The following is a 9452-nucleotide window of genomic DNA, read 5'->3' as shown; positions in this document are numbered from 1 at the left end:
AAATCGGTTAGACTTAAAGCATGCGCCTCTTTAATGTCTTGAGCTGTGAGCGATTGCACGTTGCCAGGGATTTCTTCTTTGGTCAGGCCAGTGCCTCCCAAAGGCCCAATTTCATAAAACCGTTTTGCACGGACTTCTACTTTATCTAGCTGTATATCTTTTGTTTCAACCTTTGTTATGCGTTGTATATAAAGCGTGTTGTCATTTAACTTCGCTTCAAGCCCGGTATTTGCCAACAGTTTTTGCAACGCCTCTTTGCTACGCATGGTGCCGCTCAGCGCCGGGGCTTGTTTATCTGACACAAGCTTATCGTTATAAGTGATGTTTAAACCTATTTTGGCGCTCAGTGTTTTTAGCGAAGCGGCCAGTGGTTGGGCTGGCAAGGTGATGGTGATTTTTTGCGAGAGCAAAACGTCTTCTTCTGACTGCGGCAACTTGGTATTAAGCTCTGCCGCCCATAAAGGGTTGAGCCAGGTCGGCTGGCTGCTAAAGCAGGCGGCGATGGCTGCGCCCAGAATCAATTTTTTTGGTGTGTGCATCTGACTTCCCCGTTACTTTTTGGCTTGTTATTGCCTTAATGCACGGGGCGTCAAAACCCTGATATGTTGATTGCAAAAAAATGTAATGATGTGCGATTTGCTTATTTGGCTGCGGGGTAAGTTTCTAGTTGAATACCTTCTGGGCTGCGGTGCACACGCACATTGGCTATGCGGGGCAGGGTGGCGATAAAGCTGTTGCTGTCTTTAATGGCGACCACGGCGCTGATTTTTTCGCTGGAACGCTCATCGCTGGTGATGGGTTGGGGCTGGTAGCGGGTGAGGGTTTCGGCGATTTCTGAGAGCGAGGATTGATTAAATACCAAGGTGCCGCTAATAAAGCGGAAGTAGTCCTGGGCACTCACTTGTGGGCGAGCTTGCAGGCCGTGCTGGTTGATTTCAGCGACCTGGTTATTTTGCAGGATGAGGCCTTGCTGATCTTGCTTGTTGAGCACTTGTACCTTGCCGTGATCGACGCTGACACGTTCAAGCTGTTTGAGTTTGTTGACGGCAAAGCGTGTGCCCAGCACGGTGACTTTCAGGCGCTGGGTTTCTACTACAAAGGGTCGGTCTCGGTCTGGTTGCACTTCAAACACGGCTTCACCTTGCAGCAGGTCAATGTGGCGCTGGTTGCGGTAGTACTTGATCTCAATACGCGAGTTGGCATTGAGTGTGACACGGCTGCCGTCGTCCAGCGTTTGTGTGCTGAGTTGGGCGGTGGTGGTTTGCGCGGCGAGTTGTAGCGTGGGCGTGCTTTGCCAAACCTGATATTGGTGCAAGCCTGCCCAGCCTATGCACAGCGCCGCGACCACGCTGGCCACCGTGCCAGCCAGTTTCTGCCGCGATTTTTTGCGCTCGCTCTGTTTGAAGAAAGCATCAGCCTGTTTGGCCTGCGCCAGAGATTGCAGCTCGGTGACCGAGTCTATGCCTTGCCAGGCTTCGCTGATGCTACGGTATTCTTGTTGATGCAATGGGCTTTGCATGAGCCAGGCTTCAAACTGGCTGCGTTCCGGCGCGTCTGGTGCCGCTTCTTGCATGCGGATAAACCAGCGGGCAGCTGTCTCAGCGATTTTTTGATGGGCCGACATGCGCTTATTTGAGAAACTGCTCGCGCGCCGCACGCAGGTCTAGCAAGGCGCGGATCAGGTGGCGTTCGACCATGTTGAGGCTAATGTTGAGTTGCGTTGCAATGTCTTTTTGCGCATGGCCTTCAATGCGGTACATGACAAACACCTGGCGGCATTTGGGCGGTAGGTCCTGAATGATTTGGGTGACGAGTTCCAGCCGTTGTTTGATGTCTGCCAGATGTTCGACGGAAATCGTGACGGGTTCTTCCAAGTCTGCCTGTTGCTGATACTCGGCAAAATAACGCTCTTTACGGTAATGCTCAAGCAGCAGATTTTGTACGATGGTACGCAGATAGGCATGCGGTTCTTGCCCGCGGTTGGGGCTGGTGGTCAGGGCAAAGCGCAGAAAGCCATCATGCAAAATATCCTTGGCATGATGCTGGCATTGCGTTTTACGGCGGATGCCGGGTAGCAACGTGCTATATGCCCAATGAAGATTAATGCCATGCCATAACATGCGAATTTGCCAGTAAGGTGAACTTGTTTGGCATCAGGCAAGGATTGTACCGTGCAGCCAGCATGGGCTAACTTGTTGTTTATCATGATTTTTATAAATTCAAGCTGTGACTTTGGTTGTGAGTATATGGTTGATATCAACCATATTGGTTTAAATGAGCCAGGGGTTGATCGCGCGTTTGCTCACAAACATTATCTGCCGCTGGCATCGCTGAAATGCCGCATGGTTTGCTAAAATAGTCGTTTTATTTTGATCTGGCTGACATGACACGCAAACTTCTGGTGACCTCCGCCTTGCCTTATGCCAATGGCAGTATCCATCTGGGCCATTTGGTTGAATACATTCAAACCGATATCTGGGTGCGTTTTCACAAGATGCAGGGGCATACCGTGCATTATGTTTGCGCGGATGATACGCATGGCACGCCGATTATGTTGCGTGCTGAAAAAGAGGGCATTACCCCTGAGGCGTTGATTGAGAAAGTCCACGCTGAGCACAGCCAGGATTTTGCCGAATTTTTGGTGCAGTTTGATAACTACTATTCCACCAACTCGCAAGAAAACCGCGAACTGGCCTCTGGCATTTACAAGGCGCTCAAGGCCAACGGCAAAATCGCCAGCAAAACCATAGAGCAATATTTTGACCCGGTGAAAAGTATGTTTTTGCCGGATCGCTTTATCAAAGGCGAGTGCCCCAAGTGCCACGCCAAAGACCAGTATGGCGATAACTGTGAAGTGTGCGGTGCGACCTACAGCCCGACAGATTTGCTAAATCCCTATTCTGCCGTTTCTGGTGCGACGCCAGTACGTAAAGAGACCGAACACTATTTCTTCAAGCTCAGTGAATGTGCTGACTTTTTGCGTGACTGGACACGGTCTGGCACGCTGCAAGCCGAAGCTGCCAACAAGATGAGCGAGTGGGTAGGCGAGGCGGGCGAGAACAAGCTCTCCGATTGGGATATTTCGCGCGATGCGCCTTATTTTGGCTTTGAAATCCCGGATGCGCCAGGCAAGTATTTTTATGTCTGGCTGGATGCGCCAATTGGCTACATGGCCAGCTTCAAAAATCTGTGTGCCAAAGCTGGTTTGGACTTTGATGAGTACTGGAAAAAGGATTCTTCGACCGAGCTGTATCACTTTATCGGCAAGGATATCCTGTATTTTCATGCCTTGTTCTGGCCAGCCACGCTGGAATATTCCGGTCACCGCACGCCTACGCAGGTGTTTGCGCATGGTTTTTTGACTGTGAACGGCGAAAAAATGTCCAAGTCGCGCGGCACGTTTATCACGGCGCGTAGCTACTTGGAACATGTCAAAAATCCTGAATACTTGCGCTACTACTATGCCGCTAAACTGAATGGCAGTATGGAAGATGTCGATCTCAACCTGGAAGATTTTGTTGCCCGGGTGAATAGTGATCTGGTGGGTAAATATATCAATATCGCCAGCCGCACGGCCGGCTTTATCGCCAAAAAATTCGATCACCAAGTGATTGCAGCGCAGCACGCTGTGATTGACGAGATGCGCGCCGCCGCGCCTGTGATTGCCGAAGCCTATGCCGCGCGTGATTTTGCGCGTGCTTTGCGTGAAATCATGAAGCTGACCGATGCCGCGAATGGCTATGTCGCCGAAGCGGCGCCGTGGGTGGTGGCTAAAGACGAAAGCAAGGCGGCTGAGCTGCATATCATTTGCAGTAATGCGCTGGAAATGTTCCGTCTGTTGACCATTTATCTGAAGCCGGTGTTACCAAATATCGCTAGTGCGGTGGAGGCTTTCTTGAACGTGCCAGCCTTGCAGTGGTCACATGTGAACCAAGGTCTGGCTGCGCAAACAATCCAGGCATATAGTCATATGGTGACGCGTTTGGAGGCCAAGCAAATCGAGGCCATGGTCGAAGCCAATAAAGAAAGCCTGCAAGCGGCAGCACCTGCCAAAGCTGAAGTAAAGGTAGAAGCGAAAGCCGAAGCCAAGGCGGCAGAAGAGGGTGCGTATATCTCGATTGATGACTTTGGCAAGGTGGATTTACGGATTGCCAAAATTGTCAGCGCCGAGCACGTAGAGGGTGCAGAGAAGTTACTTAAGCTGCAACTCGATATTGGCGAAGAGAAGCCGCGTCAAGTGTTTGCCGGTATCAAGTCCGCTTATGACCCAGCGACGCTGGTGGGGCGGCTGACTGTGATGGTGGCTAATCTGGCGCCACGCAAAATGAAGTTTGGCATGAGTGAGGGCATGGTGCTGGCCGCCAGTGATGAGCGGGGCGGACCTTATATCCTCTCACCTGACAGTGGTGCGCAAGCGGGGATGCGTGTGAAATAATGGTTGCATGCGCATCAGGCGGTTTTCTTGGGCTGTCATGGACGCGATGTTTGCGCCAAATCAACAAAGAGAAGATCGTTTGCTGCTTTAATGACAGCTTGAAAAGTTCGCTAACACATTGATTTATATTATATTCAATCATATAATATAAAGTTATAGATTGTTTCACGGATGCTCCATCACCCAATGGCAACCCCTTTAGCAGTGAGCAGTGCAAATCCCTGGCAGGGGCTGGATGTCCAGTCCGAGTGGGAGCGGTTTAGTCAGCGTGATGCTTCTGCCAACGAGGTGTGGACCTCGCATGTCTGGGTTGATAGCATGCATTGTGCCGCCTGCAGTGGTCGCATTGAGCAGACATTGAAACAAATGCGTGGTGTGCTGGCTGTGCATGCCAGTGCCGCTTCCAAGCGCGTCCGTGTGGTATGGGATGCGCATCAAACCTCCCCCTCGCAATGGTTTGCCGGTCTTAACGAGATTGGCTACCCAGCGCTTCCGCTTAACGAATACAACGCCATCAGCGACAGAACCGTGCAGCAGCGCAAGATGCTGTGGCGCCTGGTGGTCGCCGTCTTCTGCATGATGCAGGTCATGATGTATGCCTATCCCACTTATTGGACAGGCAGTAATGACATGGCGCCTGACATGGTGCAGTTGATGAAGTGGGCATCATGGGTGCTGACACTGCCCGTGATGCTGTTTTCTGCGACGCCGTTTCTCTCCCAGGCCTGGAACAGTCTCAAAAAACGCCAGTTAGGCATGGATGTGCCGGTGTCACTGGGCATACTGGCTGCCTTTATCATGAGTACGCTGGCCACGTTTGTACCGGGTGGCTGGTGGGGCGATGTGGTCTATTACGATTCTCTGACCATGTTTGTCAGCTTTTTGCTGGTTGGCCGCTGGCTGGATGTGAAGCTGCGCAACCGCACGGCAGGCGCGCTGGAAAACATGATGCGTCGCTTGCCACATGCGGTGCTCAAAAAGAATGAAACGGGCGAATGGGTGCAAATCGCCGCCAGCAACATCAATGTGGGCGATGTCTTATATGTGCGCCCTGGTGAAGTGTTTGCCGCCGACGGCAAGGTGCTGGTAGGCAATACCAGTGCCGATGAATCCATGCTGACAGGTGAGTCGGACCCAGTGTTGAAACCTGCCGGCGCAACTGTGATTGCCGGTTCGGGTAACCTGACTTCGGCGATTGAAATGCAGGTGGAGCAGGTGGGTGAGGGTACACAGTATCATGCGCTGGTGAACCTGATGGCCTCTGCTTCAACCGAGAAACCTGGCATCGCCTTGCTGGCTGATAAAGTGGCGCAACCCTTCTTGTGGGGTGTGCTGCTGGCCGCGCTGTATGCCCTGGTTTTCTGGTGGACCACCGATCCGGCCAAAGCGATTATGTCAGCAGTGGCGGTGCTGGTAGTGACTTGCCCTTGTGCCTTGTCGCTGGCAACGCCTGCGGCCATGCTGGCCAGTGCGGGCACGTTTGCCAAAGGCGGGGTGCTGATCCGCCGTCTGCAGGCGATTCAGGCCCTCAGCGAAATTGACACCATTGTATTTGATAAAACCGGAACCTTGACCGAGAGCTTGCAAGAGGTCAGCGCGGTCGAAATGGCCGCCGGGCAAGACCATCATTGGCTGCTGGATGTGATTGCCAGCATGAGCCGTGATTCCCTGCATCCGGTGGCGCAGGCCTTGCATGGATTTGCCACCCGGCAAGACGCGAGTGACCAGCTGGAGATGCAGGACTGGCAAGAAATTGTGGGGGGTGGCATGTCTGCGACCTTGATCACACAGTCTGGTGATTCCATGCCATTAAAATTGGGCAATGCTGAGTTTTGCGGGATCACGGTCAAGCCGGAACACGAGGCGTTGCGAGTAGTCTATTTGGCTAGCAATGGCCAAATGTTGGCAACATTGGCGTTGTCGGAGCAAGTGAAGCCACACGCCAAGGCGGCTGTTTCACAATTAATTGCATCCGGGCTTGATATTCAACTGTTATCTGGTGATAGAATAGCGGCCGTTAAAAACCTTGCATCACAACTGGGTATCCAGCGAGCAGCAGGGTTACAAAAAGCAGAAGATAAGCTGCAGCATGTCAAGCAGCTGCAACAACAGGGGCGGAAAGTGTTGATGGTAGGTGATGGTTTGAATGACGGCCCTGTCATTGCAGCAGCGCATACTTCTATTGCAATGGGTTCCGGCGTCCCTTTGACGCAGGCACAGGCCGATATGGTAGTGTTGGGCAATGATATCGGCGTGCTGGTTTCGCTCATTTCACACTGCAAAAAAACCATCCTCATCGTAAAACAGAATTTGTTGTGGGCGGCGTTGTATAACGCGGCCGGGGTGCCTTTGGCGATTATGGGGCTGTTGCCTGCCTGGTTAGCCGGGTTGGGGATGGCGGCCAGTTCGTTGCTGGTACTGTTAAATGCATTGCGATTGACCGACTGGGATAAGTCGGCCTGGCAGAAAGGTTAGGCATCGCTCAATGGAAATTGCATACTTACTGATCCCACTGGCAGTGCTGCTGGTGTTTGTGATTTTGGGTGGCTTATGGTGGGCCATTCAAACCGGGCAATTTGAAGACTTGGAGGAAGAGGGGTCCAGAATTCTCGAGCAGGATTAGGAATTCTCAAGCAGGATCGGGGATTCTTAAGCAGTATTGATGTGAGTCAAATCAAATTTGTGACATCTCTGAGAATATCAGGGTGAACAACTAGAAGTTTTTTTAGTGTTGGGTGTTTGTTTTAATCATTGGGAGAAATCCATGCAAAATGCAACCGTGAAGGCTGCGACCTACAACGATAGTGTAGTCCGCCAGTTCGCAATCATGGCAGTGGTTTGGGGTGTTGTGGGTACACTGATGGGCGTGATTATTGCGTCCCAGCTGGTGTGGCCAGAGCTGAACCTGGGCCTGCCGTTTACCTCTTTTGGCCGCTTGAGACCACTGCATACCAACGCAGTGATTTTTGCGTTTGGTGGCTGTGCGCTGTTCGCGACTTCATACTATGTCGTGCAACGTACCTGCCAGACACGTCTGTTCAGCGACAAATTGAGTAGTTTTACTTTCTGGGGCTGGCAAGCGGTGATTGTGTCCGCTGCGATTTCCCTGCCACTGGGTTATACCCAAGGTAAGGAATACGGCGAACTGGAATGGCCAATCGACATCCTGATTGCAGTGGTTTGGATTGCTTACGCGGTCAACTTCTTCGGTACCATCGGTATCCGTAAAGTGAAGCATATCTATGTGGCTAACTGGTTCTACGGTGCATTTATTCTGGCGGTGGCTTTGTTGCACATCGTTGAAAGTGCTGCGATTCCAGCAGGCTACATGAAGTCTTACTCTGCTTACGCTGGCGTACAAGATGCGATGGTGCAGTGGTGGTATGGTCACAACGCGGTTGGTTTCTTCCTGACAGCGGGCTTTCTGGGCATGATGTACTACTTTGTGCCTAAACAAGCTGAGCGTCCTGTCTACTCTTACAGCTTGTCTATCGTGCACTTCTGGGCACTGATCTTCACTTACATGTGGGCGGGTCCTCACCACCTGCATTACACTGCCTTGCCTGACTGGACACAATCCTTGGGTATGGTGTTGTCCCTGATCCTGTTTGCACCAAGCTGGGGTGGCATGATCAACGGTATCATGACCTTGTCTGGCGCATGGCACAAACTGCGCACAGACCCAATCTTGCGCTTCCTGATTGTTTCCCTGTCTTTCTACGGTATGAGTACCTTTGAAGGTCCGATGATGGCGATCAAGACTGTGAACGCCTTGTCTCACTACACTGACTGGACCGTGGGTCACGTGCACTCTGGTGCGCTGGGCTGGGTTGGTTTCGTGTCTATCGGTTCCCTGTACTTCCTGATTCCACGTTTGTTTGGTCAAAAACAAATGTACAGCGTGAAAGCGATTGAAGTGCACTTCTGGATGGCAACCATCGGCGTAGTGCTGTACATCGCTGCATTGTGGATTTCTGGCGTGATGGAAGGCTTGATGTGGCGTGCCATGAACGCTGACGGCACATTGGCGTACACCTTCGTTGAAAGTGTGAAAGCCAAGTTCCCATACTACTTCACACGTGCATTGGGTGGTTTCCTGTACATGAGCGGTTTGATCATCATGTTGTGGAATACATATAAAACAGCAACTAACGGCAAAGCAGTCACTGTAGAAGTGCCCGCTGTGGTTGCTCACGCTTAAGGAATTCACTATGGCTACGCATCAAAACAATAGTGGCAATTTTCACGAAAAGATTGAAACCAGCAACTTCCTGCTGATCGTGCTGACCTTCATCACGATCTCCTTTGGTGGTCTGGTCGAAATCGTGCCTTTGTTCTTCCAGAAGTCCACAACAGAGCCTATCCGTGGTCTGGAGCCTTACACCGCGTTGCAACTGGCTGGCCGTGACATTTATCTGCGTGAAGGTTGCTACAACTGCCACTCACAGATGATTCGTCCTTTCCACGCTGAAACGCTGCGTTATGGCCATTACTCAGTTGCTGGTGAGTACGTTTATGATCACCCGTTCCAGTGGGGCAGTAAGCGTACGGGTCCTGACCTGCACCGTATTGGTGGTAAGTACAGTGATGACTGGCACCGTGTGCACCTGCACAACCCGCGTGATGTCGTACCTGAGTCCATCATGCCAGCCTACCCATGGCTGGAAGAAAACCTGGTTGACGACAAAACCATTGGTGACCATATGGCTGCGCTGCGTAAAGTTGGCGTGCCTTACACCGACGCGCAGATCAAGGCTGCAGGGGATGAAATCAAAGGCAAAACCGAGCAGGATGCACTGGTGTCTTACCTGCAAGTGTTGGGTACACACCTGAAATAAGGAGACGCGCCATGGATATCAACATACTACGCATATTTTTTACAGTACTGAGTTTCGTCCTGTTTGTGGCAATTTTGATTTGGGCATGGCGCAATCGCAACTCCGCGCAATTCAAGGACGCGCAAAATCTGCCGTTCGACCAAGACTAAATACTGCGCGGAAAGGTTAAGGAAAACATC

10 protein-coding genes are annotated in these 9452 nt (G+C 51.7%); 7 read left to right on the top strand and 3 right to left on the bottom strand.

Annotated elements, in window-relative coordinates; all coding sequences use genetic code 11:
- The 3 genes from ACT53C_RS13435 to ACT53C_RS13425 all read right to left on the bottom strand — a co-directional run.
- The coding region (locus ACT53C_RS13435) for an STN domain-containing protein (RefSeq protein WP_476146787.1) at positions 1-539 on the bottom strand (539 nt) is incomplete at its 3' end.
- A 101-nt stretch (positions 540-640) separates the two neighbouring features.
- Positions 641-1624, bottom strand: a complete 984-nt coding sequence (locus ACT53C_RS13430; RefSeq protein WP_476146785.1) for a FecR family protein — start codon at positions 1622-1624, stop codon at positions 641-643.
- Positions 1625-1628: 4 nt separating this feature from the next.
- Positions 1629-2120, bottom strand: a complete 492-nt coding sequence (locus ACT53C_RS13425) for an RNA polymerase sigma factor (protein ID WP_194747977.1) — start codon at positions 2118-2120, stop codon at positions 1629-1631.
- A gap of 51 nt (positions 2121-2171) precedes the next feature.
- On the opposite strand from ACT53C_RS13425, the gene ACT53C_RS13420 reads away from it, so the two are divergent.
- The 7 genes from ACT53C_RS13420 (at position 2172) to ACT53C_RS13390 (ending at position 9422) form a co-directional block, all read left to right on the top strand.
- Complete coding sequence (locus tag ACT53C_RS13420; protein ID WP_476146783.1) at positions 2172-2354, top strand: hypothetical protein; 183 nt, start codon at positions 2172-2174, stop codon at positions 2352-2354.
- A 29-nt stretch (positions 2355-2383) separates the two neighbouring features.
- Positions 2384-4435, top strand: a complete 2052-nt coding sequence (metG, locus tag ACT53C_RS13415) for a methionine--tRNA ligase (protein WP_476146781.1) — start codon at positions 2384-2386, stop codon at positions 4433-4435.
- Between the two features lie 186 nt (positions 4436-4621).
- Complete coding sequence (locus tag ACT53C_RS13410; protein ID WP_476146779.1) at positions 4622-6910, top strand: heavy metal translocating P-type ATPase; 2289 nt, start codon at positions 4622-4624, stop codon at positions 6908-6910.
- Between the two features lie 10 nt (positions 6911-6920).
- On the top strand, positions 6921-7058 hold the full coding sequence (gene ccoS, locus ACT53C_RS13405) for a cbb3-type cytochrome oxidase assembly protein CcoS (RefSeq protein ID WP_194747968.1): 138 nt from the start codon (positions 6921-6923) through the stop codon (positions 7056-7058).
- Positions 7059-7199: 141 nt separating this feature from the next.
- Entirely contained in the window at positions 7200-8636 is a 1437-nt protein-coding gene (ccoN, locus tag ACT53C_RS13400) for a cytochrome-c oxidase, cbb3-type subunit I (protein WP_476146776.1), read from the top strand.
- A gap of 10 nt (positions 8637-8646) precedes the next feature.
- Positions 8647-9273 (top strand): cytochrome-c oxidase, cbb3-type subunit II, encoded by a 627-nt coding sequence (gene ccoO, locus ACT53C_RS13395; RefSeq protein WP_476146774.1) that lies wholly within the window; start codon positions 8647-8649, stop codon positions 9271-9273.
- Positions 9274-9284: 11 nt separating this feature from the next.
- Positions 9285-9422: a cbb3-type cytochrome oxidase subunit 3 gene (locus ACT53C_RS13390; protein WP_194747960.1), complete on the top strand. Its 138-nt coding sequence runs from the start codon at positions 9285-9287 to the stop codon at positions 9420-9422.
- The last annotated feature ends 30 nt before the right edge of the window (positions 9423-9452 follow it).

This window comes from Methylophilus sp. DMC14, assembly GCF_056314085.1.
This window is presented reverse-complemented; position numbering and strand designations above follow the sequence as displayed.

Excerpts from the sequence above, each read along its gene's own strand:
- ACT53C_RS13430 (WP_476146785.1), bottom strand. The coding sequence starts at position 1,624 with ATGTCGGCCCATCAAAAAATCGCTGAGACAGCTGCCCGCTGGTTTATC.
- ACT53C_RS13425 (WP_194747977.1), bottom strand. The coding sequence starts at position 2,120 with ATGTTATGGCATGGCATTAATCTTCATTGGGCATATAGCACGTTGCTA.
- metG (WP_476146781.1), top strand. The coding sequence starts at position 2,384 with ATGACACGCAAACTTCTGGTGACCTCCGCCTTGCCTTATGCCAATGGC.
- ACT53C_RS13410 (WP_476146779.1), top strand. The coding sequence starts at position 4,622 with ATGGCAACCCCTTTAGCAGTGAGCAGTGCAAATCCCTGGCAGGGGCTG.
- ccoS (WP_194747968.1), top strand. The coding sequence starts at position 6,921 with ATGGAAATTGCATACTTACTGATCCCACTGGCAGTGCTGCTGGTGTTT.
- ccoN (WP_476146776.1), top strand. The coding sequence starts at position 7,200 with ATGCAAAATGCAACCGTGAAGGCTGCGACCTACAACGATAGTGTAGTC.
- ccoO (WP_476146774.1), top strand. The coding sequence starts at position 8,647 with ATGGCTACGCATCAAAACAATAGTGGCAATTTTCACGAAAAGATTGAA.
- ACT53C_RS13390 (WP_194747960.1), top strand. The coding sequence starts at position 9,285 with ATGGATATCAACATACTACGCATATTTTTTACAGTACTGAGTTTCGTC.